The organism is Salipiger sp. HF18 (assembly GCF_011806505.1).
GTDB lineage: Bacteria > Pseudomonadota > Alphaproteobacteria > Rhodobacterales > Rhodobacteraceae > Salipiger > Salipiger thiooxidans.
This window is the reverse complement of the sequence record NZ_JAATOS010000012.1, coordinates 13,955-39,404: the sequence shown is the minus strand read 5'-3', so window position 1 is coordinate 39,404 and position 25,450 is coordinate 13,955. Positions and strand designations below refer to the sequence as shown.

The 25,450-nt window shown below is 68.5% G+C and carries 22 protein-coding genes; 13 read left to right on the top strand and 9 right to left on the bottom strand.

Translation table 11 applies throughout. The annotated features are described in order from the left end of the window. Nucleotides 1-166: 166 nt before the first annotated feature. Together HC022_RS28945 and HC022_RS03155 are read right to left on the bottom strand one after the other, a co-directional pair. A complete protein-coding gene (locus tag HC022_RS28945) occupies nucleotides 167-367 on the bottom strand; it encodes a hypothetical protein (protein WP_254884903.1) in 201 nt (66 codons plus the stop codon). A gap of 18 nt (nucleotides 368-385) precedes the next feature. Next, nucleotides 386-1,045 carry a LysR substrate-binding domain-containing protein gene (locus tag HC022_RS03155; RefSeq protein ID WP_368484602.1) on the bottom strand — a complete coding sequence of 220 codons (660 nt, stop codon included), beginning with the start codon at nucleotides 1,043-1,045 and terminating at the stop codon, nucleotides 386-388. A 121-nt stretch (nucleotides 1,046-1,166) separates the two neighbouring features. Here HC022_RS03155 and HC022_RS03150 point away from each other — a divergent pair, with 121 nt between their 5' ends. The 10 genes from HC022_RS03150 to HC022_RS03105 all read left to right on the top strand — a co-directional run bounded on the left by HC022_RS03150 (nucleotide 1,167) and on the right by HC022_RS03105 (nucleotide 11,134). Further along, a complete protein-coding gene (locus tag HC022_RS03150) occupies nucleotides 1,167-2,324 on the top strand; it encodes an ABC transporter ATP-binding protein (RefSeq protein WP_167451301.1) in 1,158 nt (385 codons plus the stop codon). Then, nucleotides 2,321-3,343, top strand: a complete 1,023-nt coding sequence (locus tag HC022_RS03145) for a carbohydrate ABC transporter permease (protein WP_167451300.1) — start codon at nucleotides 2,321-2,323, stop codon at nucleotides 3,341-3,343. Before HC022_RS03150 ends, HC022_RS03145 begins: the two co-directional genes overlap by 4 nt. Then, entirely contained in the window at nucleotides 3,340-4,314 is a 975-nt protein-coding gene (locus HC022_RS03140; protein ID WP_167451299.1) for a carbohydrate ABC transporter permease, read from the top strand. Before HC022_RS03145 ends, HC022_RS03140 begins: the two co-directional genes overlap by 4 nt. A 118-nt stretch (nucleotides 4,315-4,432) precedes the next feature. Beyond that, the gene (locus HC022_RS03135) at nucleotides 4,433-5,683 is read left to right on the top strand and encodes an ABC transporter substrate-binding protein (RefSeq protein ID WP_167451298.1); all 1,251 of its coding nucleotides are present in this window, start codon (nucleotides 4,433-4,435) and stop codon (nucleotides 5,681-5,683) included. 82 nt (nucleotides 5,684-5,765) lie between these two features. Further along, entirely contained in the window at nucleotides 5,766-6,620 is an 855-nt protein-coding gene (locus HC022_RS03130; RefSeq protein WP_167451297.1) for a phosphodiesterase, read from the top strand. Further along, the gene (locus HC022_RS03125; protein ID WP_167451296.1) at nucleotides 6,617-7,429 is read left to right on the top strand and encodes an HAD-IIA family hydrolase; all 813 of its coding nucleotides are present in this window, start codon (nucleotides 6,617-6,619) and stop codon (nucleotides 7,427-7,429) included. Before HC022_RS03130 ends, HC022_RS03125 begins: the two co-directional genes overlap by 4 nt. A 485-nt stretch (nucleotides 7,430-7,914) precedes the next feature. Next, on the top strand, nucleotides 7,915-8,976 hold the full coding sequence (locus HC022_RS03120) for a methionine ABC transporter ATP-binding protein (RefSeq protein ID WP_167451295.1): 1,062 nt from the start codon (nucleotides 7,915-7,917) through the stop codon (nucleotides 8,974-8,976). Further along, the gene (locus HC022_RS03115) at nucleotides 8,966-9,640 is read left to right on the top strand and encodes a methionine ABC transporter permease (RefSeq protein ID WP_167451294.1); all 675 of its coding nucleotides are present in this window, start codon (nucleotides 8,966-8,968) and stop codon (nucleotides 9,638-9,640) included. Before HC022_RS03120 ends, HC022_RS03115 begins: the two co-directional genes overlap by 11 nt. Before the next feature lie 36 nt (nucleotides 9,641-9,676). After that, nucleotides 9,677-10,453, top strand: a complete 777-nt coding sequence (locus HC022_RS03110) for a MetQ/NlpA family ABC transporter substrate-binding protein (protein ID WP_167451293.1) — start codon at nucleotides 9,677-9,679, stop codon at nucleotides 10,451-10,453. 219 nt (nucleotides 10,454-10,672) lie between these two features. Next, nucleotides 10,673-11,134, top strand: a complete 462-nt coding sequence (locus tag HC022_RS03105) for a universal stress protein (protein ID WP_008887797.1) — start codon at nucleotides 10,673-10,675, stop codon at nucleotides 11,132-11,134. 560 nt (nucleotides 11,135-11,694) lie between these two features. Here the strand turns inward: HC022_RS03105 and HC022_RS03100 are convergent. The 7 genes from HC022_RS03100 to HC022_RS03070 all read right to left on the bottom strand — a co-directional run bounded on the left by HC022_RS03100 (nucleotide 11,695) and on the right by HC022_RS03070 (nucleotide 19,738). Then, on the bottom strand, nucleotides 11,695-14,430 hold the full coding sequence (locus tag HC022_RS03100) for a cation-transporting P-type ATPase (RefSeq protein WP_167451292.1): 2,736 nt from the start codon (nucleotides 14,428-14,430) through the stop codon (nucleotides 11,695-11,697). Between the two features lie 299 nt (nucleotides 14,431-14,729). Beyond that, nucleotides 14,730-15,242 (bottom strand): hydrogenase maturation protease, encoded by a 513-nt coding sequence (locus HC022_RS03095; RefSeq protein ID WP_167451291.1) that lies wholly within the window; start codon nucleotides 15,240-15,242, stop codon nucleotides 14,730-14,732. After that, a complete protein-coding gene (locus HC022_RS03090; RefSeq protein ID WP_167451290.1) occupies nucleotides 15,235-16,524 on the bottom strand; it encodes a Ni/Fe hydrogenase subunit alpha in 1,290 nt (429 codons plus the stop codon). The genes HC022_RS03095 and HC022_RS03090 overlap by 8 nt, the downstream gene beginning before the upstream one ends. Next, nucleotides 16,517-17,284: an oxidoreductase gene (locus HC022_RS03085; RefSeq protein ID WP_175583435.1), complete on the bottom strand. Its 768-nt coding sequence runs from the start codon at nucleotides 17,282-17,284 to the stop codon at nucleotides 16,517-16,519. The genes HC022_RS03090 and HC022_RS03085 overlap by 8 nt, the downstream gene beginning before the upstream one ends. Before the next feature lie 2 nt (nucleotides 17,285-17,286). After that, on the bottom strand, nucleotides 17,287-18,135 hold the full coding sequence (locus HC022_RS03080) for an FAD/NAD(P)-binding protein (protein WP_254884896.1): 849 nt from the start codon (nucleotides 18,133-18,135) through the stop codon (nucleotides 17,287-17,289). Further along, nucleotides 18,125-18,595: a cyclic nucleotide-binding domain-containing protein gene (locus tag HC022_RS03075; protein ID WP_167451288.1), complete on the bottom strand. Its 471-nt coding sequence runs from the start codon at nucleotides 18,593-18,595 to the stop codon at nucleotides 18,125-18,127. The genes HC022_RS03080 and HC022_RS03075 overlap by 11 nt, the downstream gene beginning before the upstream one ends. 3 nt (nucleotides 18,596-18,598) lie before the next feature. Further along, on the bottom strand, nucleotides 18,599-19,738 hold the full coding sequence (locus HC022_RS03070; protein WP_217703869.1) for a 4Fe-4S dicluster domain-containing protein: 1,140 nt from the start codon (nucleotides 19,736-19,738) through the stop codon (nucleotides 18,599-18,601). Between the two features lie 252 nt (nucleotides 19,739-19,990). Between HC022_RS03070 and HC022_RS03065 the strand changes: the two genes are divergently transcribed. The 3 genes from HC022_RS03065 (at nucleotide 19,991) to HC022_RS03055 (ending at nucleotide 25,439) form a co-directional block, all read left to right on the top strand. Further along, on the top strand, nucleotides 19,991-20,791 hold the full coding sequence (locus HC022_RS03065; RefSeq protein WP_167451287.1) for a hypothetical protein: 801 nt from the start codon (nucleotides 19,991-19,993) through the stop codon (nucleotides 20,789-20,791). Between the two features lie 118 nt (nucleotides 20,792-20,909). Then, on the top strand, nucleotides 20,910-23,324 hold the full coding sequence (ppsA, locus tag HC022_RS03060; protein ID WP_167451286.1) for a phosphoenolpyruvate synthase: 2,415 nt from the start codon (nucleotides 20,910-20,912) through the stop codon (nucleotides 23,322-23,324). A gap of 249 nt (nucleotides 23,325-23,573) precedes the next feature. Beyond that, a complete protein-coding gene (locus HC022_RS03055) occupies nucleotides 23,574-25,439 on the top strand; it encodes a Na/Pi cotransporter family protein (RefSeq protein WP_167451285.1) in 1,866 nt (621 codons plus the stop codon). Nucleotides 25,440-25,450: the final 11 nt, after the last annotated feature.

Sequence of the window (25,450 nt, the reverse complement as noted above, 5' to 3'; positions counted from 1 at the left end):
TAAGCGATCACGTTCTCATTGCCCGCGGATTAATCCCGGATGAAACGATTCCGCCGCGTCGTGGCATCACGCAACACGCGGTCGACGCCGCGCCACGGGTGGCGCAATGCGGGGCAGGAGGGGCCTGCGGCAGCGGTTGCGCGCCGTGATTCGACCGGGGCCGGGGTCAGACCGGTGCGGCAATCCCCGACGTCTCGAGAAAGGCGCTCACGGTGGGCGAGGCGATCTTGGCGTGCAGGCAGAACACGTGCTCGGGGAAGGTCTGGTCGATGTCGGCAATGGGAACACGCACGACGCCGCCCGAGCGCCCCGAGGCCGCGTCGAACATGAACCCGATGCCGAGCCCCTGTTCCGCCGCCTCGAACACCGCCTCGCGCGATTCCAGTCAGAACAGCGGCGTCAGTGACAGGCCCTGTGCCCTGAGCGCGAGGTTCAGCTCGCGCTGGGTCTGCGAGCGCCCGCTTCGGAACAGCAGCGCTTGACCGGCCAGATCGGCAAGCCGCGGGCTGGCGTTGGTCGCATAGGGGTGGCCGCGGGGCACCAGCGCCACCAGCGACTGATAGAGCACCGGTGCCCTGAAGATCTCGCTCCCCGAGGGCGCGGCGGTGAGGATGCCCAGATCGGCGCGCCGCTCGCGCACGGCGGTTACCACGTCCTGCCAGTTGCCGAAGGACATGTCGATCTTGATGCCCGGATAGCGCTGCCGGAACCGCGCCACCTGCTGCATCGCGGGGCCGGGGGCACCCGCGGCGATCGACAGCTCGCCCACGTCGAGATTGCGCACGGTCAGCAGGATCTCGGCCGCGTCCCGCTCGACGTCGCGCTGCTCGGCTGTGCGCTGGAACAGCCGGTGCCCGAGCGCCGTCAGCTCGGATCCGCTGGCGGTGCGGTCGAAGAGACGCACGGCGAACCCGTCCTCGAGCGCCTTGATCTGCGCGGTGATCGCGGGCTGCGACAGGCCGAGCGAGCGCGCGGCGCGGGAAAAGCTGCCGGTGGCGGCGACCTCATTGAAGGCCCGTAGCTGGGCGGCGGTGGGACGTTTCACTTGGGCTCCGATGGTTGTTGGAGCCATAATCTAAAGTGATAATGCGTCATCTAGATTACAAGAATCCCCTGTAGCTCGCCGTCAGATGCCGCACCGCGGCACACGGCAAGAGGACAGGGTATTGGCCACAGTGACCCTTCGGGGCATCCGCAAGAGTTTCAAGGAGACCGACGTCCTGCGCGGGGTCGACCTGCAGGTAGGCGACGGCGAGTTCGTGTCGCTGGTGGGTCCCTCGGGCTGCGGCAAGTCCACGCTCCTGCGCATCATCGCCGGTCTGGAGGGCCAGAGCGCGGGCTCGGTCGAGATCGCGGGCGCGCCGGTCGATGGTCTGCGCGCCGCCGACCGAAACCTGTCGATGGTGTTCCAGTCCTACGCGCTCTACCCGCACCTGACCGTGGCCGAGAACATCGCGGTGCCGCTGCGGATGCGCCGGCTGAGCACCGCGCAGCGCCTGCCGCTCGTCGGCCGCTTCATGCCCGGCACCACGGCACGGCTGCGCGAGATCGAGGACCGGGTGCAGGACGCCGCCGGCACGCTCGAGATCGACCGGCTGCTCGACCGCAAGCCCGGGCAGCTTTCCGGCGGGCAGCGGCAGCGGGTCGCGCTTGGCCGGGCGCTGGTGCGTTCGCCCGCGGCCTTCCTGCTCGACGAGCCGCTCTCGAATCTCGACGCCAAGCTGCGCGTGCACACCCGCACCGAGATCGCCGAGTTGCACCGCCGCCTCGACGCGACCTTCATCTACGTCACCCATGACCAGGTCGAGGCGATGACCATGTCCGACCGCATCGCGGTCATGATGGGCGGCGAGATCCTGCAGTGCGACACGCCCGCGCGGATCTACGAGGACCCGGTCGACCTGCGCGTGGCCGAGTTCATCGGTTCGCCCAAGATCAACGTGCTGCCCGCCGAGAGCGACAGCGCGGGCAGGGTCTCGGTCATGGGCCGTGCGCTGCCGCTGCAGCTCGAACCCGGCCGCCGGGCGCTGTCGCTGGGGCTGCGCCCCGAGGCGCTGACGCTGACGCGGCGGGATCCGATCTTCTCGGGCCGGGTGGCGCATTCCGAGAACCTCGGCCACGAGATCTACGTGCAGGTGACCCTCGACGGCGGCGGCCACCGGGTGGTGCTGCGCGCCGATCCGGCGCTGCGGGCGGGGCTGGGGCTCGGGGCAGAGGCCGGGCTGCGGGTCGATCCCGCCCGCGCCATGCTCTTCGACGCCGAGGGCCGGCGCCTGCGCCGCGTGGTGGCAACCGCGCCCGCCGTTCGCGAGGCGTGGGCATGACCGCGACCGACACGCTTCCCATCGACCCGCCGCGACGGCGCCGGGCGGTCGATGCCGACCGCCGTCAGGCCGGGGCGGGCTGGCTGATGAGCGCGCCCGCGCTGGCGCTGATGCTGACCATCCTGATCGCGCCGGTGCTGCTGGCCGTGGTGCTGAGCTTCACCGACTACGCGCTCGGCAATCCGGGCTTCAACTGGGTCGGGCTCGAGAATTACCAGCGCATCTTCACCCGCTCGACCTATGCCAAGATGCTGGGCGCCACCCTCACCTACGTGCTGACGGTGGTGCCGCTCTCGGTCGGGCTCGGGCTGGGGGCCGCGCTGCTGATCCAGTCGCTGAGCCGCGGGGCAGGGGTCTACAAGGCGATCTACTTCCTGCCGGTGATGGCGACGCTGCTGGCCATGACCATCGTCTGGCAACTGATGCTGCACCCCTCGATCGGGGTGGTGAACCGCGGGCTGGAGTGGGTCTGCGCGCAACCCGCACTGGAAGGCCTTTTCAGCCTTTCCTTCCTCGGGCTGGCACCGGAAAGCACGTGGTTCGGCCGCGTCTGTTCCGAGGGCACCCCGCTCTGGCTCGGTGACCGCGACTACGCCATCTGGGTGGTCTGCTTCATCGGCATCTGGCAGGGCTTCGGCTTCAACATGGTGCTCTACCTCGCGGGCCTCACCGGCGTGTCGCGCGACCTCTATGCCGCCGCCGAGATGGACGGCGCCCGCTCAGGCTGGGAGCGGTTCCGGCTGGTGACATGGCCGGCGCTCGGCCCGACCACGGTCTTCGTCGTCACCATCACCTGCATCCGTGCCTTTCAGGCCTTCGACACGGTCGAGGCGCTGTTCTCGCCCGGCGGCGGGCCCGGCAAGTCGGCCTACGTGATGATGTTCGCCATCTACGAGAAGGGCGTGACCCAGAACCTCGTCGGGCTCGGCGCCGCGATCACCGTGCTGTTCCTGGTCTTTGTCATGATCCTGACGCTGATCCAGCGTTGGTTCACCGAACGGAAGGTGCATTACGCATGACCCGCTTCTCGCCCTCCCTGATCATCCGGCACCTGATCCTGCTGATCGGTGCCGTGGTGGTGCTGGCGCCGTTCCTCGTGATGCTGAGCTACTCGCTGAAATCACCCGCCGAGATCGAGCGCGGAACCGGCGGACTCTTCGGTGCGCAGGAGATGATGGTCGACCCGAAATGCGCCCTGCGCAGCGCCCCGCGCCGGGCCGACGTCGAGGCCGCCCGCGACCGCTTCCCGCGCCGCGACGACGGCGCCATCCTCGCCACTCTGACCGAGGAGGCCAACGACGCCTGCGAGCTGCGCCCGGTGGTCTTCAACTATCGCTCGGCCTTCCAGGACGCGCCGCTCATGCGCTACCTGCTGAACGGGGTGATCGTGACCGCGTCGATCTTCCTGCTGCAGATGGTGATCGCGCTGCCCGCGGCCTATGCGCTTTCGAAGCTGAAGTTCTGGGGCCGCGAGGCGGTGTTCGGGCTGGTGCTCTTCTGCCTGCTGATCCCGGTGCACGCCATCGCGCTGCCGCTCTACCTCGGGCTCGCCAGGATCGGGCTGACCAACACCTACGCCGCGCTGGTGGTGCCGTGGATCGTTTCGGCCTTCGGCATCTTCCTGATGCGCCAGTTCTTCATGACGGTGCCCGACGACCTCGTGGACGCGGCGCGCATGGATGGCATGAGCGAGTTCGCCATCGTCTGGCGGGTGATGCTGCCGACCGCGATCCCGGCGCTCATGGCCTTTGCCATCTTCTCGGTCGTGGCGCACTGGAACGACTACTTCTGGCCGCGCATCGTCGTCACCGGCGACCGCAGCCTCTTCACCCCGCCGCTCGGCCTGCGCGAGTTCCAGGCCGGAGCCGACGGCAACCTCTACGGCCCCATGATGGCGACGGCGACGGTGATTGTCGTGCCGCTGATCGCCGCCTTCATGCTGGCCCAACGTCGCTTCATCGAGGGCATTACCCTCTCGGGCATGAAGTGACCGCCAACGGGGCGCAGGCCCCGCACCACTCACGAACCCTTTCGCAACCCGCGCGCCGGGCCTCCCGGCCCGGCGACACCCTCCCGACACCCCGATCCCCAGACCCCCGGAGACTTCCATGAAACAGCTCTCGCTCGGTGCCGTTCTTCTGGCCACCTCGTCGCTTCCCGCGCTCGCGCAGGACAGCGTCACCATCGACTTCGTCTACCCCTACTCGTCGCTCTTCGACGTGACCTACGAGGCGATCATGCCGGCCTTCAAGGCGGCGCACCCGAACATCGACATCAACATCCGCGCCTCCTACGAGGAATACGAGGATGCCTCGAACACCATCCTGCGCGAGGCCGTCTCGGGCGATCTGCCCGACGTCACCATGCAGGGCCTGAACCGTCAGCAGATCCTCGTCGATCGCGGCATCGCGCAGTCGCTCGAGCCGTTCATCGCCGGGGAGGCCGATTTCCAGAAGGACGGCTACCACGAGGCGATGCTGTCGCTCTCGACCTTCGACGGCGAGGTCTACGGCCTGCCGTTCTCGGTGTCGCTGCCGGTCGGCTACTACAACATGGACACGTTGGCCGCGGCCGGGGTCGAGACCCTGCCCACCACCTGGGACGAGGTCGTCGAGACCTGCCAGACGCTGATCGACAACGGCGTCGAGAACCCGATCTACTGGGACTGGGCGATCACCGGCAACTGGTTCTTCCAGGCGCTGATGTGGACCCAGGGTAAGGCCCCTGTCGAGGACGGCCGCATCAACATGGACAGCCCCGAGGCGCTGAAGACGCTCGAGACGGTCAAGCACATCGTCGACGGCTGCAACATGCGCAACCTGACCGGCGACGAGGCGGTCTCGGCCTTCGCCGCGGGCGAGCTGCCGCTGATGTATACCTCGACCTCGAACGTCGGCCGGATGATGACCATCAAGGCGGATTTCGACTTCGAGACGGGCGCCTACCCGGGTATCGACGGCACACCCGACGGCCTGCCCGCCGGTGGCAACGCCGCGGTGATGACCTCGACCTCCGAGGACCCGGCGGTGCGCGAGGCCGCGTGGCAGTGGCTGAAGTTCATCACCTCGGGCGAGGGGGCTGCGGAAGTGGCGCGTACCACCGGCTACATGCCGCCCAACCGTGCCGCCAACGACATCATCCTCGTGGATTTCTACGAGCAGAACCCGCAGAAGGCGACCGCGGTCGAGCAGCTGCCGCTGCTGCGTGACTGGCAGGCCTACCCGGGCGACAACGGGCTCGCCATCACCCAGGTGATCTACGACGGCCTCGAGCGCATCGTCACCGGCGACGCTCAGGACATGGAAGAGCTGCAGGAAGAGCTGACCGAAGAAATCGAGGACCTGCTGCCGCGCAGCTGATCCGCGCCTCCAACAACCGGGGGCGGCGCCGTGCGTGCCGCCCCCACCCATTGCCCCTTACCCGAAGACGCAGGCCCCCCGCATGAAATTCATCCATCTGACCGACACCCATGTCATCGGCGGCAACCGGACACTCTACGGCGCCAACCCGGCCCGCCGTCTGGCGCTGGCCGTCGACAGCATCAACGCCGAGCATGGCGACGCTGCCTTCACCGTGGTGACCGGCGATCTGACACACTGGGGCGACGCCGATGCCTATGCCGCCTTCGAGGCGCAGATCCGGCGGCTCTCGATGCCGCTGGTGCTGATGGTGGGCAACCACGACGACACTGCCGCTTTTGCCGGGCGCTTCCCCGACGTGGCGCGCGACGAGAATGGCTTCGTGCAGTCGCGCCGCGAGACGCCGCAGGGCACCTGTCTCTTCCTCGCCACCAAGATGCCCGGCACCCACGCGGGCGGCTATTGCGACAAGCGGCTGGCCTGGCTGAAGCGGCAGCTCGAAGAGACGCCGGGCCCGGTGTTCCTCTTCATGCACCACCCGCCGTTCCGGCATGGCATCAGGTCGATGGACGCGATCATGATGCACGACCACGCGGCCTTCTGGGAGGTCGTCGCCCCGCATCGCGACCGCATCCGGCACTTGTTCTTCGGCCACGTCCACCGGGCGATCTTCGGCAACTGGCGCGGCATCTCCTACTCCTGTATGCGCGGCCTCAACCACCAGGTGGCACTGGATCTCGAGGCGGACGAGTCCGCAATCCCCGGCGATCTCGCCGAGCCCGCCTATGGCGTGGTGCTGGCGGACGAGGATTGCGTCACCGTCCACCTGCACGAGTTCGCAAGCCGCGCGCCGCGCTTCCCGCTGAACGCACCCGAGGGCGAATTCGGCGAGGGCTACGCCACCTCGATGCGCCACCCGGGCTTCGCCGATCTATGAGTGACGGGCTTTCCGGCGCGGTCCTGCCGCTCGAGGCGCGCATCGCCCGGGCGCGGGGCCTTCTGGACGGGGCGCAGCGGATCCTCTGCGATCTCGACGGCTGCCTCGTGTCCGGCGCCCGCGTGCTGCCGGGCGTCGCGGGTTTCGTGCGGCGCCATGCCGAGCGGCTGGTCATCGTCAGCAACAACTCGACCGACACCGCCGAGACCCTGTCCCGGCGGCTGGCGGGGCTGGGGCTGATGCTCCCGGCCGGGCGGATCGTGCTGGCGGGCGAGGCGGCTCTGGGGATGGCGCAGCGGCGCGTGCCGTCGGGACGGCTGCTGCTGCTCGCGGGCGCGGCGATGCAGGCGCGTGCCCGGGCGCTTGGGCTCGACCCGCTGGCCGCCACGCCCGAGGCGGTGGTGCTCTGCCGCGACGCAAGCCGGTCCCAGCTCGAGGCGGCGATGCCGCTGCTCGCGCGGGGGCTGCCGCTGATCGTCGCCAACCCCGATCTTACCCATCCCGGCGAGGACGGCCCGGTGATCGAGACCGGCGCCTTGCTCGCCCTGCTCGAAGCCTGCGTCCCGCAGGCCCGGAGCTGCGTGGCGGGCAAACCCTCGGCGCATCTCTTCCGGGTGGCACTGGGCCCGGTCGCGCCCGAAGCGGCGGTGATGATCGGGGACAACCCCGACACCGACATCGCCGGCGCCCGGCGGCTCGGGATGCCCTCGATCCACGTGGGCCCCGGAGGGCAGGCCACCGGCCTGACGGGTTTCGACTGCCTCTTCCCCGACGAGGCCGACGTTCCCGGTGTCATCGCCGGGTACTGACCCGGGAGACAGCCCGGAGGGGCCTGCAAGCTGTCGGGGGCATGTCGGGAAAGAGAGGTGCGCTGACATGCCCAAGAGACGAGCCGCCGAGGGCAAGGTCGGGGTCGCGTCCCGTCCGAGGGGGCCTGACGCCGCCAGATTGCTGTGCTCAATTTCATGCGACCGGACGGGGCGCAGGATCGCGGGTGATCCCTGTCCGAAAGCTCCAGCGTCGCAGGGGCCGGTTGAAGCGAACACGGGGCACGCGCCCGTAACGCCCGGTCCCAAAGGCGCGAGGGGCCGGGATGTGACGCTCGGGTCGCCACGGACACGCCACCTGCCGCTGGGTGGCTTCGGGAGGCCGCAGCTCGGTCGAGGAACCGCCCGGAGATCGGGCAAACCCGCTCTGAGGGCACAGCGATTGTGCGGTCCCTGGTCTTGCGCTCCAGAAGCAGATCCGGTCTATCGCGCCGGACGGAGGACATGGGTGCAGACGAGAGGCTTGGATGGCCGACAGACAGACATCAGGTGCCGCGATCACCTTCCAGAACCTGGGAAAGTCCTTCGACAAGAAGGGCTCCGGCCAGGTCATGGCGCTCGAGGGCGTCAATCTCGACGTGCCGGCGGGCACGATCACCGGGATCATCGGGCGCTCCGGCGCGGGCAAGTCGACGCTCCTTCGCATGGTCAACGGGCTCGAGCAGCCGACCTCCGGCACGGTGACCGTCGCCGGCCATGACGTCGGCCGTGCAGGTGCCGCCGAGCTGCGCCGGATCCGGCGCGACGTCGGCATGATTTTCCAGCATTTCAACCTGTTGAGCTCGCGTACGGTCTACGGCAACGTGGCCCTGCCGCTCGAAATCGCAGGCGTGCCCTCGGCCGAGATCAAGCGCCGCGTCGACGACCTGATCGCGCGGGTGGGCCTCGAGGCGCTCAGCCGCCGCTACCCGGCGGAGCTCTCGGGCGGGCAGAAGCAGCGCGTGGGCATCGCCCGGGCGCTCGCCACCCAGCCCAAGGTGCTGCTGTCGGACGAGGCGACCTCGGCGCTCGACCCCGAGACCACCCAGACGGTGCTGAAGCTGCTTGCCGACATCAACCGCGATCTGGGCCTCACGATCCTGCTGATCACCCACGAGATGGCGGTCGTGCGCGACATCGCCAGCCACGTGGCGGTGATCGACGGCGGGCGCATCGTCGAGGCGGGGCCGACCTACGATGTCTTCGCCGATCCCACGCACCCGACGACGCGGTCGTTCCTGTCGGGGATCACCGGCATCACCCTGCCGAGCTTCATCGCGGGCCGGCTTCAGGCCGAGCGGCCGCAGGGGCCGTCGCAGGAGGTGATCCGCATCACCTTTGCCGGGCGCCATGCCACCGACCCGATGCTCGCGAGGCTGACCTCGGAGCTGGGGATCGCCGTCAACATCCTGGCCGGTGCCATCGAGGAGATCGGCGCGCATCCGTTCGGCAACCTGCTGGTCTCGGTCGAGGCCGAGCGCGCCGCCGAGGCCCGCGCCTACCTTGAACGCCACGAACTGCTCACGGAGGTCCTCGGCTATGTCGGCTAACCTCATCAACATGCTTCTCGAAGCGACCCTGCAGACGCTCTACATGGTCGCCGTCTCCGGCGCGCTCGGCACCCTGCTGGGCCTGCCGCTGGGCACCTACCTCGCCGTGTCGCAGCGGGGCGAGCTGCTGTCCTCGCCCGCGGTGAACAAGGTGCTGGGGCTGGTGGTCAACGCCACGCGCTCGGTGCCCTTCATCATCCTCGTGGTGGCGATCATCCCCTTCACCCGGCTTGTCGCGGGCACCTCCATCGGGACCACCGCCGCCATCGTGCCGCTGACCATCGCCGCCGTGCCCTTCATCGCGCGGCTGGTCGAGAATGCCATCCGCGAGGTCGACAGCGGCCTGATCGAGGCCGCCCGCGCCATGGGCGCGACGCCGCTGCAGATCATCCGCAAGGTGCTGATCCCCGAGGCCCTGCCCGGCATTGCGCTGGGGCTCACGCTCGCCGTGGTCAGCCTGATCGGCTACTCGGCCATGGTGGGCGCCGTGGGCGGCGAGGGTCTGGGCGATCTCGGCATTCGCTACGGCTACCAGCGCTTCATGCCCGAGGTAATGCTGGCGGTCGTCGTCATCCTCATCGTGCTGGTCCAGCTCGCGCAGTCCCTGGGCGAGGGGCTGGCACGGTTTGTCGACAAGCGCGCGCCGCGCAACCGCGGCCGCTGAACCAACAATAAGAACGCAGATGGAAGGAGAAATCCCATGAAGCGTATGATTCCCCTCGTCTCCGCGCTGGCCCTGATGGCCGGTGCCGCGACCGCTGCCGACATCAAGGTCGGTGTCTCCCCCGGCGAGCATGCCGAGATCATGGAAGAGGTGGCCAAGATCGCCGAGCCCATGGGCCTGAACATCGACGTGGTCGAATTCTCGGATTACGTCGTGCCGAACCAGGCGCTGGCCGATGGCGACATCGAGGCCAACTCGTTCCAGCACGAGCCCTACCTCGACAACCAGATTAGGGACCGCGGCTTCGCGCTGGTGCCGATCGCGACCACGATCACCACCCCGATGGGCGTCTATTCCGATAAGATCACCGCGATGGACGACTTCCCCGAGGCCGGCTCCATGGGCATCCCGAACGACCCCACCAACGGCGGCCGCGCGCTGCTGGTGCTGCAGCAACTGGGGCTGATCAAGCTGGCCGAGGGCACCGGTCTTGTCCCCACCGTCCTCGACGTGGTCGAGAACCCCAGGGACATGCGCTTCCGCGAGCTCGACGCCGCGCAGCTCCCGCGCTCGCTCGCCGACCTCGACGCGGCGCTGATCAACACCAACTACGCGATCGCCTCGGGTCTGAACCCGAAGGAAGATTCCATCGCCATGGAAAGCGCCGACAACCCTTACGTGAACATCATCGTGGTGCGTGAAGGCGACGAGGGGCAGGACTGGGTGCAGCCGCTGATCGATGCCTACCACAGCCCCGAGATCAAGGCGTTCATCGAAGAGAAGTACCACGGCACCGTTCTGACCTCCTGGTAAGCTGCGCAGCCTGGATCGCTTTTGCGGGGCGGCGCCTTCGGGGGCCGCCCTTTTTCTTTCAGGCGATTGCGTTTTAGCGGGTCAGGCAGATGCCCATCATGGGTTTGCTGCGCGCTCGGCAGATGAGGCGCCTCCACATCTTCAGACGCTGCGATTGTTCGAAGGCGCTCGCAGGCGTATCGTGGAGCGGGAAGCGGGAAAATATGAGCGGAGGCAACCATGTATAGCACGATCCTGTTGGCATATGACGGATCCCTCGAGGGGCGGCTGGCGTTGCGCGAAGGGGCGAAGCTCGCCCGGGAATGCGGCGCGCGTGTCGTGCTTTTGGCCGTCGTGGAACACGCATCCGAGATCTACGTGGGCGATGCGAGCACGGTCTATATGGGCCCGGACACGACGGACGAGGTCCGGGACGTTCTCGAGGAAGGCGCCGCGCGCCTGCTCCGGATGGGACTTCCCCATGAAACCCGCCTCGAGCGGGGTCTCGCCGTGGAGCGCATCACGGCCGTGGCGCACGAGATCGGGGCCGATCTCGTCGTGGTCGGGCATCACAAGCAGGGGGCCATGGCGCGGTGGCTGCGAGGATCGGTCACGACCGCGCTTTGCGACAGCCTGAACTGCAGCCTGCTCGTCGCGCGCCTCGAAATTTCCGACGCGCAGCTTTTCGGTGAGGGAGGCTGAATGACCTCTGGGCCTCATGAGCGCCTTGGGACGGGGAGTGGGGATGCCGACACCCGGCGGCGAATGACCTGCCGCCCTGCCGTCGCCGAGATGTCCGTGCCCGGCAGGGCGCCTCAGCGCAGGCGCCCGGCGCTCGGCTGGGCTTGATCCCGACCGAGCCCGGCCAGAGGCCCCGGTGTCGGTCCATCTTGTCTTCGATCTGCTGGCCAAGGCGGCGTTGCGAGGGTGTCACCCGAACCCGTCGCCGCCGACGCCTGCACGAGACCTCGCGCGAGATCATGGCCTGCGCGGGGGCCCGGCTGCGCGCTTGCGCCCGAAACCCGGCCCCTCTCGGGACACAGCCGCGCAATGCCCTGCCCCCGGGCAGTGGATCGCTGTAATGCTGCTCTGACGGCGTGCGTGGTGGTGGCGCTCGGGCAGCTCGGTCCAAGCCGCCGGAGTCCGCTCTTCGCCGGGGTTGGCCAGGACGACCGTGCCGTGCCAGCCCCGACCAGCCTGTCACCAAGACCCAGCTCGGAAAACAGCGATCTCACGTGCCGAGCACCATGCCCGACGGGCTTTCAGTGTGCGCCCTGATCCCGCTCCGATGGGTGCCGATGTGAGGCGCGGAAAGACAACCGGATCCGTTTCTCAAGCTCGATCAGTCCGAAGAAGACCACGCCCACTGCGATGATGAGGACGCCGTCCGCGATCGGCACGGAGGCCGTCTTGAAGATCCCCTGGAGGGTGGGCAGGTACGTGATCGCGCATTGCGCGGCGGTCACGATCAGGACGCAGGCCCAGACGACCGGCGTGCCGCGCGCGGCCGCCCAGGTGATCGAGGTGCCGTGGATGTTGCGGATGAAGAAGAGGTGAAAGATCTCCAGAACGACCATCGTGTTCATCGCGATCGTCTGCGCAAGGTTGGTGGAATGGCCCTGCGCGATGGCGTGGAAGTACATTCCGAACACGGCCACGAGGAACAGGCACGAGACGAGGGCGATGTGCCAGACCAGCTCTCCGGTCAGAAGCGGCTGGCTCCGGGGGCGGGGGGCCCGCCGCATGGTGCCCGGTTCGGCCGGCTCGAACGCGAGGGCCAGTCCGAGCGTCGCGGCGGTGATCAGGTTGATCCAGAGGATCTGGACTGCGGTGATGGGCAGGGGCATCGCGGCGAAGAGTGCCACGACGATGGTCATGGCCTCGCCGGTGCTGGTCGGGAGGGTCCAGCTGATCACCTTCTTGATGTTGTCGAAGACGGTCCGCCCCTCGCGCACGGCGGTGGCGATCGAGGCGAAGTTGTCATCCGCCAGAACGAAGGCCGCGGCTTCCCTCGCGGCAGCGCTTCCCTTCAGGCCCATCGCGATGCCCGCATCCGCGCGCTTGAGCGCCGGTGCATCGTTGACGCCGTCACCGGTCATGGCGACGGTGAGACCGCGGGACTGCAGCGCCGTTACCAGCCGCAGCTTGTGAGCGGGCGAGGTCCGGGCGAAGATGTCCGTGTCCTGCGCCGCGTCGGCGAGGGCGTCTTCCCCCATGGCCTCGACATCCGCGCCGGTGAGAACCTGCTGCACGTTCCTCAGTCCGATCTCCCGGGCGATGGAGCGGGCGGTGGCGGCATGGTCGCCGGTGATCATCTTCACCCGGATCCCCGCCGCATGGCAGTCCGCCACGGCCTCGATCGCTTCGGGGCGTGGCGGGTCGATCAGGCCAACCAGACCGATCAGGGTCAGCTCTCCGGGCAGGTCCGAGGCTTCAAGCACGGTCTGCCCCGGCGGCGCCACGCGCATTGCCACCGCCAGCACGCGCAGCCCGTCCCCGGCGAACCGTTCCACCGTGTCGTGCCAGCGACCGGCATCGAGCGGCGCCGGTGCGCCATCCGGTGCAAGCTGGTCTCGGCACAGCGGCAGGATCGCCTCCGGGGCACCCTTCACGTGGATGCGGCTGTGCCCCTCGTGGTCGTGGTGCAGCGTGGCCATGTAGCGATGCGCGGCATCGAACGGGATCGTGTCGGTCCGGCTCCACTGGCGCAGGGGGGCGGGGCCGTCGCCGGTGATCTTGCCCGCCAGCGCCATGAGGGCGCCCTCCATCGGGTCGCCCTCGACCTGCCAGCCGTCCCCGTGCGCATGCAGGAGGGCGTCGTTGCAGAGCCAGGTGGCCTGGGCGAAAGCCGTCAGCAGGGCGTCGTCCTGCGGTCCCATTTCGGCATCGGACCGATGGATGCTGCCGTCTGGGGCGTATCCGCGCCCACTGACCGTGTAGACGCGATCTGCCGCCGCGAGGCGCGCCACCATCATCTCGTTGCGGGTCAGCGTGCCGGTCTTGTCGGTGCAGATCACCGAGACCGAGCCTATGGTCTCGATGGCGGGAAGGCGACGGACGATGGCGTTGCGCCGGGCCATCTGCTGGACCCCGACCGCGAGCGTGATCGTCAGCACCGCCGGGAGCCCTTCTGGGATCGCGGCCACCGAGAGGCCGACCACCGCCATGAAGAGGTCGGAGAACACCAGATGCCGCACGAGGTAGCCGTAGGCGAGGAGCGTCGCGGCAACGATCAGGATGATCCCCGTGAGAAGGCGCGCGAAGTGGTCCATCTGGGTCAGCAGGGGGGTCTTCACCGTCTCGACCTGCGACAGCAGCCCGCTGATCTGGCCGATCTGCGTGGCGCTGCCGGTGGCGACGACCACGCCACGGCCGGTGCCCGCGACGACCATCGTTCCCGAGAACAGCACGCAGCTGCGATCCCCGAGGGGGCTTGCCGCGGCAACCGCTGCAATGGCCTTGTCGACCGGGATGGACTCGCCCGTCAGGATGGCTTCCTCTGCCTTGAGCGCGCGGGCCTCGATCAGCCGGAGGTCGGCGGGAACGCGGTCTCCGGCTTCGACAAGCACGATGTCGCCGGGAACCAGCTCTGCGGCGTCAATGCTGCGACGCCGCCCATCCCTCAGGACCGAGCACTGCGGCGCCAGCATGCCCCGGATCGCGAGCATTGCCTGTTCCGCGCGTCCCTCCTGCACGAAACCGATCACGCCATTGATCAGGACCACCGCGAGGATGACGCCGGTATCCACCCAGTGCTGCAGGGCGGCGGTGATCACCGCGGACCCGATCAGCACGTAGATCAGCACATTCCGGAACTGAAGGAGAAACCGGACCAGCGCCGGGCGCCCGGCGGGCTCGGGAAGCTGGTTCGGCCCATGCTCGGCAAGACGAAGCTGCGCATCCGCGTGGCTCAGCCCCTCCGCGGAGGTGCGCAACCCATCGAGCACCTGCCGGTGCCCGAGCGCATGAAACGGCACGCTGTCGTCGCGGTCTGCCATGTCTTCTGTCCCTCCGGGAGCCGTCCCCTCTGGCAAGGTGTGGCTGTGGTCTGGCCCCTCGCCGGACCGGCCAGCGCCAGCATTGGCGCTATGGGCCCATCGGCGCAATGCGTCTTGCCGTCCTTGCGAAGATCGGTCGCGGAGCGCGGTCGGTCGGGGTGACGCGGCGCGGGTTTCGACTGAAACGAGCCGCACCCTGGCGCCCGCTGGCCGCTCCCGAGGTCGCAGACCGGATGCCGGCCGGTCGGACTCTGACGATAAGGTGAAATTGCCTTGCCGGAGCAGGAGGCGGGCTCATCTCAGGGCGACTTCTTTCCGGGGCGCGATCCCGGTGGGGGCTGCCAGCCCCGAGCCGGCCCGTCGTGGCGATCCAGCAGCCATTCGACCCGAGCCTCCGCAGCGCGGGCAACCGCAGGCGACAGGGTTTCGCCGAAGCCGAAGTCCTGCCCCTCGATCCCCAAAACCCAGAGCGAACGGGGGAGGAGACCAAGCGCCCGTGCGGTCTCGACCGCGAAGGCGAGCCCGAGCTCGTGGGTGGAGTTGCGGAAGGTCCGGTCGGGCAGGGGGGCGGCGCGCGCGTCGATCATGCGGATGTGTCCGGGCGGGGCGCCGCTCTGCGTGGCATCCGCGATGAGGATGTCATTGGCCATCCCGAAGCGCCCCACGAGGTCCGCCCCGTCGCCGGTGTGCGCAAGCGCGCGGCACCCGGCCAGCGCCAGCCTCTCCGCCAGCCATGGCCCGACCGCGTCGTCGCGGCGGAACGGGTGGCCCACCCCGATGAACAGCGAAAAGGCGGGGCGCGGGTCAGGCACGGACCACCGTGAGCTTCAGGAAATGGGTCGCGCAGGAAATGCAGGGATCGTAGTTCCGGATCGCCCGCTCGCAGCGCTGCCGGAGCGCGTCGTCGTCCAGATCCAGCGAACTCAGGACAACGCGCGCGAGGTCCGCCTCGATCTGCGGCTGGTTCTGCGAGGTGGGCGGCACGATGCTGGCTGATACGAGCGTGCCATCGTCGTCGAGGACGTAGCTGTGATGGCAGATCCCGCGCGGCGCCTCGGTACAGCCGAAGCCCTCGCCCGCGCGCGGCGGTGCCTCGACGCAGGCCGGGGCGGGTTCCACGTAGGACCGGACCAGTCGGAGGGCTTCAAGACACGCGAACTGGACCTCGATCATGCGCACGAGGATGGACTTGAAGGGGTTTCTTTCCACCGGGCCCAGCCCTGCCTCGTGCGCGGTCCGGCGGCAGGCCTCGGGCAGCCGGTCGTGATTGTTGGCGTAGCGCGCCAGCGGGCCGACCATGTAGGGCGTCCCGTCGGCCAGATGGGCGTGCAGCGCGTTCGAGTGGGCGACCTGGCTTTCCCGGACGGAGCCGGAAAAGGCGTCGATGCCGATGTCGAGCCCCCGGTTGGAGCCGATGCGGCCCTCGAGGATCGGGTATTCGTCGGGGTTCACCAGCGACACGAAGGTGTAGTCGGCCGCGTCGTCGGGATACTCGAAGCGCGAAAAGGCAAGCGCCATGTCGCGGGCGGCCCCGGCGCCCCATTCGAGCTCTGGCACCAACGCCGCGATCCGGTCCGCATCGGGCGCACGGTAGAAGCCGCCGACCCGTGTGTTGACCGGATGAACGGCGCGGCCGCCGATGACCTCCATCAGGGTGTTTCCGAGTTTCTTCAGGCGTAGCGCCGTGCGCACGAGATCGGGCTCGGCCCGGGCGATCTCCATCGCATCGGGCAGGCCCAGGAAGTCCGGCGCATGCAGCATCGCCGCGTGCAGAACGTGGCTCTGGATCCACTCGCCGCAGTAGATCAGCCGCCGCAGGGCGCGGATTTCGGGGGGGATCGCGATGCCGAGCGCCTGCTCGACGGCCTGGCTCGCGCTCATGACATAGGCCACCGGGCAGATGCCGCAGATCCGCGAGGTGATGTCCGGCGCATCGGTCGCGGGCCGTCCCCGCAGCAGGGCCTCGAAGAAACGCGGCGGCTCGAAGATCCGGAACTCGAGCGTTTCGATCTTTTCGCCGCGCAGCTTCACGTAGAGCGCCCCTTCACCCTCGACGCGCGCCAGAAGGTCGAGTTTGATCGTGCGCTCAGTCATGGCGGCCTCTCGCCGCGGCAAAGGCGGGGGCCGCGCAGGTGACCCCACCGTAGAGCGCGCGTCGTGCGGCCTCCGGAAGCCCCAGCCTGCGGAACTGCGCTGCGAGCGCGTCAGTGTTCGCCCCCTCGACGGGGCCGAAGCAGCCGTAGCAGCCGCGCCCGACCGACGGGCAGAGGTTGCCGCACCCCGCCCGGGTCACCGGGCCGAGACAGGGGGTGCCGTGCGAGACCATCACGCAGGGCGTGCCGTGGCGCTTGCATTCGACGCATTGCACCGCGCTGGGGATCTGCGGTCGGCGTCCGGCCAGCACGGCGGTGACCAGTTCGACAAGCTGCGCCTTCGACACCGGGCAGCCGTGCAGCTCGAGGTCGACCCGCACGTGGTCGGCGATGGCGGTCGAGGTGGCGAGCGTCTCGATATACTCCGGGCGCGGATAGACGAGCCGGGTCCACTCCGCCACGTCGGCGGTGTTGCGCAGCGCCTGGATGCCGCCCGCCGTGGCGCAGGCCCCGATCGCGACGAGGGTCCGGGACTGGTCGCGGATGTCCTTGATGCGGGCCACGTCATCGGCGGTCGTGATCGAGCCCTCCACGAGCGAGAGGTCGTAGGGCCCCGGCGCCATCCGGCTGGAAGCCTCGGGGAAATAGGCGATGTCGATCCGGTCCGCGATGGCAAGAAGCTCGTCCTCGCAATCGAGAATAGAGAGCTGGCAGCCGTCGCAGGACGCGAATTTCCAGACCGCGAGTTTCGGGCGGGTCATGGTCATACCTCCCTGATCCCGAGGGGGCGGCGCACCCGGTCGTAGCGGAAGACCGGGCCGTCGCGGCAGACGAAATCCGCGCCGAACTGGCAGTGACCGCAGAGTCCCGTGGCGCATTTCATGTTCCGCTCCATCGAGATCCACATGCGATCCGGGTGAATGCCCAGATGCTCGAGGTCGCCGCAGCCGTGGCGCATCATGATTTCGGGCCCGCAGAGGAAGGCCGACACCCGGTCCGGCGCGACGCCGTCGAGTGCGCGTGGGAACTGCGAGGTGACGACACCGACCGGGCCGCCCCATTCGGGCCCGGCATGATCGACGCAGACATGGATCTTCATCGCCCCTGCGGCGGCCCAGCCCGCGAGCTGCCATGCGTAGAGGATCTCTCGCGGTGACCGGGCGCCAAGGACCAGCGTGATGCCGGCGTAGTCGGCCCGGCGCGCCAGGGCGCGGCAGATCGCGGGTCGCAGGGGCGCAAGGCCGAGACCGCCCGCGACGAAGAGCAGGTGCCGGCCGCGTTCGGTCTCCACCGGCCAGTGCGAGCCGAAGGGGCCTCGCAGCCCCAGCACCGCTCCCCGTTCGAGCTGCGCAAGCGCCGAGGAGACGGCGCCGACCCGTCGCACCGTGTGCAGCAATTCGTCGGGCCGCGACGGATCGCCCGAGATCGAGATCGGGATCTCTCCTATGGCGAAGGCGTAGAGCATGTTGAACTGCCCGGGCCGGAACGGCAGCGGTGCGCGGTCCTCGGCGGCAAGTCGCAGGGTGACGACGTCGTCGAGCTCGCGCAGGACCTCGGTCACCCGGTAGGGCTGTGGCCGCATGGGCACGGAGAGCGCGACCTCAGCGGGCATGGGCGCCGTAGAGATCAAGCAGCTGCAGCCGCTGCATCCGGACGCGTCGGGCAAGGTGCGGGAGCCAGAGCCTGAACAGCCGGTAGCCGAGCTCGGTGTGCTCGTCGCATTTGTCGAGCACGCACCGGGCATCTAGCGCGATGGCGGCGACATCGGTGACGGCGCGGGCATCCGACATGGCACGGCAGGGCGGCAGCAGCCAGGACCAGTCCACGATATCGCCGGGATGCAGCGACTCGACCCTGAGCGTTCCGCGGCCCGGCGCGGCGAGTTCGATGGCGGCATCGCCGTGCCTGAGGATCACCACGGTCTCGGCCGCATCGCCTTCGCGAAACAGCAGCTCACCGGCCCTGTAGCGCATGTTGCGGCCACAGCCCGCGATGAGATCGAGCGCCGCCCCGTCGAACCCGAGGAAGGCCGGGTGGTCGGCGAGAATGTCCCTGATCGTCTGATGCGCCATCGGTCAGTCCGTCCCTTCTGCCATCAGCCGGTCCGCTTCGGCCACGAGGTCGATCCCCACCGGGCACCAGGTGATGCAGCGGCCGCAACCGACGCATCCGGAACTGCCGAACTGGTCGTGCCAGTAGGACAGCTTGTGGGTCATCCACTGCCGGTAGCGGGCCGCGGGGCTGCTGCGGACGGGGCCGCCATGGATGAAGCTGAAATCGGGGTTGAAGCAGCTGTCCCAGAGCTGCCAGCGTTCGGCGTGGTCTCCGGACAGGTCGCTGACCTCCTCGACATCCGAGCAGAAGCAGGTGGGGCAGGCGAGGGTGCAGTTGCCGCAGGTCAGGCAGCGCGACGCGATGTCGGCCCAGACTGGAGACTCGAGCCGGAGCTTCAGTCCGCCGGCGATGTCGTCGGGCATCGTCCGGGTCTGGCGCGCGGCGGCGGCGCGCGACTGGTCGAGGGCCGCGGCATGGTCCCCTGGCGTCGCGGTAGCGCCTCCGAGCGTGTGCAGAACATCGTCTCCGGCCTGCGAGGCGCTCTCGACAAGGAAAGCGGCGCCGTGATCTGACGCGAGCTCGGTCAGCGCCAGATCGTAGCCGGCAACCGCCCGCGGGCCGGTGTCCATTGAGGCGCAGAAGCAGGTCGGGGCGCTGCGCGCGCATTGCACCACGACGATGATGCTCCGCTCCAGCCGCTCGGCGAAGGCGGCATCGACATAGGGGCCCTCGGCAAAGATCCGGCGTTGGCGCGCAATGGCGGCAAGCTCGCAGGGGCGGACGCCGAAGAGCACCGTCTTCGGCCATGCTGTGGTCGCATCGCGGAAGGTGAGGCCGTCTTCGGTCCGCTCTGCCGACCAGAGCTTGCGTCTTGCGGGATAGAGCCACGCCTTCCAGCCCGAAGGCCCGACGACGTAGTCGAACCAGCGATCCGGATCGCCGTCGCGCAGCCGGTAGTGCCCGGGCCCCTGATCGTCCACGCGACCGCGCGGCAGTGCTTCGGGCTCGGTGAGCGGGGCAGGGTCGATGACACCGTCGCGTTCCTGCGGCGCGAGGATCCGATAGCCCTGACGGAGGAAATGCCTCAGCAGGTCGCGCGGATCGTCGATGAGCCTCGGGCGCGTCATGCCCGCGTCCGCGATGTTCGGCAGCGCTTCCACATGGTCCGGCCTCCCCAACCGCATACCAACGTTTCGTCTTGCCTGACGGGCCACTGCCAAGGGGTGTTCACGTCGCGCTCGAAATCAACGCTCCCGCGATCTGATGCGACGTCACACTCGGGGGTGACAGCGCCCCCAAAGCGCGCTTCAGCTAGACCCGCGGGCGGGCCGTTGTCTTTGATCGAGATCGTGGACATCCACCGAAGTTCGGGTGGACACTCTGGCGCGGATGCAGATGGGAGGGGGGATCACATGGCAATTCGCGAGGACATCATCGATCTTGCGCCCCGTATCGCCCGCCACCGCACCGTGTGCCCCGGGCGCCTGTCCGAGCCCGAAATCGCAGCCCTTTCGGCGCAGCTCTACGCGGTGCACAGCCGCATCTTCGACGGCAGCACTCCGGAGGACTTCCGTGCCCATGTCGTCGAGCCCGCCGCCGAGGACACGCGCATCCAGCTGTTACTCGACGATAACGGCGCGGTCGTCGGCTATTGCTCGCTTCATCTCTTCCGCCGCAAGGTTCTCGGGCGCGAGAGCCTTGTCCTGCGTGCGGAAGCGGGGCTGCGCCCGGAGTATCGGGGCCGCAGCATGACCTACGGGATCGGGATCGCGCGTGCCGCGGAGGTGAAGCTCCGGCACCCGTTCACGCCGTTCTATTACCTCGGGACTCTCGTCCACACCTCGAGCTACCACCTGTTCTGCAAGTATTTCCCGCAGATCTTCCCCCACCATTCCCGCGATGACCCGCCCCGGCTGCGCCAGATCGCGCAGGAGCTCATCGAGTCCTTCGACGATCCGGCAGTCTCGGAACACGATCCCTTCGTCCGCGACGTCGGCTGGGTGACCATCGAGACCGACGCGGAGAAATCCCTGAACCGTCGCGGCGACCGCTCCGACGTGCGGTTCTTCAAGGCGCGTAACCCCGGCTACCCGCACGGGCACGGGCTTGTCGTGGTGGTGCCGCTCACAATCGCCAACATCTCGGCGGCGCTGCTGGCGCGGGTTGCCGAGCTGGGTCTGCACGTCTTCGGGCGCCGACTTCCAGATCTCTAGGCGCAGGCCCCGGGGGCACGGGGGCGCAGTCGCGCCGGGTCGGCTTCGAATTGACCACAATCAAGGCCCGCGGTCGGATCTTCCCCTACGCTGGCCCATGGCAAGGGAGGAGATGCCAATGGACAAGCGCACCTGCGAGAGCACGGGCGTCCTCAGATGGTTCGAGGACCTCGTGCGAGACGACATGGCCACGGTTGGCGGCAAGAACGCATCGCTGGGAGAGATGGTGCGGTCGCTGGGCGAGAAGGGGGTCAGGGTGCCTCCGGGCTTCGCGACCACCGCCGACACCTTTCGCCGCTACATCGCTTCCAATGATCTTGGCGCGTTGCTTGGAGATCTCCTCGGACGACTGGACGCCGGACAGCTGACGCTTGCCGAGGCCGGCCGGCAGATCCGTGCGGCCATCACCGGCGGCGCGTGGCCCGAGGACATCGAGCAGGAAATCCGTGCGGCCTACCGGACCCTTGGCGCGCGGGTCGGACAGGACGAGCCCTCGGTCGCCGTGCGCTCGTCCGCCACTGCCGAAGACCTGCCGGACGCAAGCTTCGCGGGGCAGCAGGAGACGTTCCTCAACGTCCGGGGCGAGGAGGCGCTGATGTCGGCCTGCCGGCGCTGCTTCGCGTCGCTCTTCACCGACCGCGCCATCACCTATCGCAAGCTGAAGGGCTTCGGTCAGCTCGATGTGGCGCTTTCGGTCGGGGTACAGTTGATGGTCCGGTCCGACATCGGCGGGTCGGGGGTGATGTTCTCGATCGACACCGAAAGCGGCTTCGACAAGGTGGTTCTGATCAACGCCGCGTGGGGTCTTGGCGAGAACGTCGTGCAGGGCACGGTGAGCCCGGACGAGTACCAGGTCTTCAAACCCTTCCTCGCGGACGAGGGGCTGGTTCCGATCCTGCACAAGGCGCTCGGCGCCAAGGAGATCAAGATGATCTACGCGGGCGGGCAGGGCGCCCCGACACGCAACGTGCCGACATCGAAGGCAGAGCGCGAGAGCTTCGTGCTGTCGGATGGCGAGATCCTCGAGCTGGCGCGCAGTGCGGTGGTGATCGAAGAGCACTACGGGCAGCCGATGGACATGGAGTGGGCGCGGGACGGCGACACCGGGCAGGTCTACATCGTGCAGGCCCGTCCCGAGACGGTGCAATCGCGCATGGAGGCGGATGCCTTCAGGACCTACCGGCTGGGCGCCACGGGGGCGAAGCTTCTGGGTGGCCTCAGCGTCGGCAGCGCCGTTGCGACGGGTGAGGTCTGCCTGATCGAGAGCGCCGAGGAGATCGACCGTTTCGTCGATGGCGCGGTACTGGTGACCTCGACCACCGACCCGGACTGGGTGCCGATCATGAAGCGCGCCGCGGCCATCGTCACCGATCACGGCGGGCGGACCTCGCACGCCGCCATCATCAGCCGGGAACTGGGCGTGCCTGCCATCGTGGGCACCGGCAACGCCACGCACCTGCTGCACGACGGGCAGGAGGTGACGGTGTCCTGCGCCGGCGGCGACGAGGGCGCGGTCTATGCCGGCAAGGCAGAGTTCAGCATCCGCGAAACCCGGCTGGACGAGGTGCCCGAGACCCGCACCAAGGTCATGCTCAACCTCGCGAACCCCTCGGCCGCGGCCCGCTGGTGGCGGTTGCCCGTGGATGGGGTCGGTCTCGCACGGATGGAGTTCGTGATCAGCAACGAGGTCAAGGTCCACCCGCTGGCGCTCAGCCGCTACGACAGGCTGGCGCCGGGCGCGGACCGCGACGAGATCGACTGCCTCGTGCGGGGGTTCGACTGCCGGACCGACTACTTCGTCGAGACGCTGGCGCGCGGGCTCTCGCGGATTGCCGCGACGTGGTATCCGAACCCGGCGATCATCCGCATGAGTGACTTCAAGACCAACGAATACGCAGACCTGCTGGGCGGGAAGGGCTTCGAGCCCGACGAACAGAACCCGATGATCGGCTTCCGCGGCGCGTCGCGCTACTATTCCGACGCCTATCGGGACGGCTTCGCGCTCGAGTGTCGCGCCATCCGGCACCTGCGCGAGACCATGGGGTTCACCAACGTGATCGTGATGATCCCGTTCTGCCGCACCGTGGGCGAAGCCGACCGCGTGCTCGAGGTCATGGCCGAGAACGGCCTTAGCCGCGGCGAGAACGGGCTGCAGGTCTACGTCATGTGCGAGATCCCGTCCAACGTGATCGAGGCCGAGGCGTTTGCCGAGCGGTTCGACGGCTTTTCCATCGGCTCGAACGACCTCACGCAGCTGACGCTGGGCATCGACCGGGATTCCGAGGCGCTGGCCGGCCTCTTCAGCGAACGCGACCCGGCGGTGCTGTGGATGATCGAGACCGTCATCGCCAAGGCGCGCAAGGCGGGCCGGAAGATCGGCCTTTGCGGTCAGGCCCCGAGCAACGATCCCGGGTTCGCCCGGCTGCTCGTGCGCGCCGGGATCGACAGCATCTCGGTGACCCCGGACAGCTTCATCGCCGTGCGGAACAACGTGGCGGAAGCCGAGAAGGCGGGGAGCCCGGCTCCGGCCTGAGGGCCGCCGCATCGCGCCGGTTGCCGGCACGCTGGTCATGCCGGCGCCGGAGGGTCCGCCCCGGTTCGTCCCGCGACGCCGACCACAGGCGACGCCGGGTGCCCGAGTTGCCGCCCGGACCGCGGCGCGGAAGTCTGCCGGCATGTCGCGGCCTGGCATTATCGCTTGCCGATCCCGGGAGTGCGGGTATTCCGGAGATCCGTGGCGACGCGGCATATACCTGATAGACGACGATGATCTGAGCTGGCGATGCGAACGAGGAACTACTCCCTGCCCGCGGCCTTGGGCGGGCTGCTTCTGGTCTTCTGGATCAGCCCCGACCTGCAGGTGATCGCGGCGGGCGTCGCGGTCTTCCTCTTCGGCATGCGCATGCTCGAGGATGGCTTCAAGCTGGCCGGAAGCGGTATGCTCGAGCGCTGGCTCGAGAAGGCCACGCGTTCGAAGGCGCGGGCGCTGCTCTTCGGGGTCGCCTCGACCACGCTGCTGCAGTCCAGTTCGCTCGTGTCGGTCATCACCATCTCGTTTCTGAGCGCCGGGCTGATCTCGCTTGCGGGCGGCGTCGGGATCGTCTTCGGCGCGAACATCGGCACGACAACCGGCGCGTGGCTCGTGGCCGGGCTCGGGCTCAAGGTCGACATCGGCGCCTACGCGATGCCGATGCTGGCGCTGAGCATCGTGCTGGTCTTCCAGAAGTCCAAGCCGTTGCACGGGATCGGCCTCGCGCTTGGCGGGCTCGGCTTCCTGTTCCTCGGCATCCAGTTCATGAAGGACGGGTTCGACGCCTTCCAGGGGCAGCTCGACCTGACACGGTTCGCCCTGCCGGGTCTCCTCGGGCTCGTGTTCTACACGCTCATCGGTGCGGCCGCGACAGTGATCATGCAGTCGAGCCACGCCACCCTGGTGCTCATCCTGACGGCGCTCGCGTCGGGTCAGCTGACCTACGACAACGCCCTTGCGCTGGCGATCGGCTCGAACATCGGGACGACCATCACCGCGATCATCGCGTCGCTCGGGGCGAACGTACAGGGCATGCGGCTGGCGCTGGCCCACCTCGTCTTCAACGTGGTGACGGCGGTGGCCGCGCTGATCCTCATCGTTCCCTTGCGCGGCGCGGTCGACTGGATCAGCGACGCCCTGACCATCGCGCCCGACGACTACGCGCTGAAGCTCGCGGTTTTTCACACCCTCTTCAACCTGCTCGGCCTCGGTCTCATGCTGCCGGGTCTCGACCGGCTCGTCGCGGCGCTGGTGCGGATCCTGCCGGAGAAGCTGCCGGATGTCAGCAAGCCGCACTTCCTGAACGAGGCCGTCGACGAATTCCCCCAGACTTTCGAGACCGCCTTGCGCCGCGAAGTCCAGCACCTGACCGACAATGCGCTCGACCTGATCCTGCAGGGTCTGAACCTCCCGAGCGCGGCGGTCTTCCAGAGCAGCGACCTCGCCGGTACGGTCCGTGCCCACCGGGCGCAGCTGCCAGTCGACTACGACGATGCCTACGCACGGCGCATCAAGTCGCTCCACGAGGCGATCCTGGCGTTCTCGAGCCGGATCGGCGACCGTCATCTGGCACCGGACATCGCCGAACGGGTCTACGAGTTGCGAGACGTGGCAGGCGAGATCGTGCAGGCGGTCAAGGCCGTCAAGCACCTGCGCAAGAACGTGCTGCGCTACACGACCCTGTCTCTTGGCCTGACGACGGAACTCTACGACGGTCTCCGTACCGAGGTGGCGCGCATCGCCTCCGAGATCCACACGCTGTCCCGGACCGACCCCGAGGAACGCAGCGCGCTCTGGCTGGATCAGGAGCGGGTGCAGATCGAGAAGGACGCGCATGTCACGGCGCAGCGGATCGACGGGCTGATCCGGGACAGCGTGCTGACACCCGGCAGTGCGACTTCGTTTCTCAACGACTCGACCTATGCCTACGCCGCGATGCGGCAGCTGACCAATGCCGCAAGACGCTGCTACATCGAGCGGGACAGGGCGATGGCGGAGGTCGAGAAGATCCTCACGCTGGAAGAGGAAGAACTGCACGATCCCGCCGCTCCGGACGCGACCGGCCCCCGCGATGCCCAAGATGACTCACATCATGGAGATGTCACGCGAGAGGCGTAGGATGCCCCCGA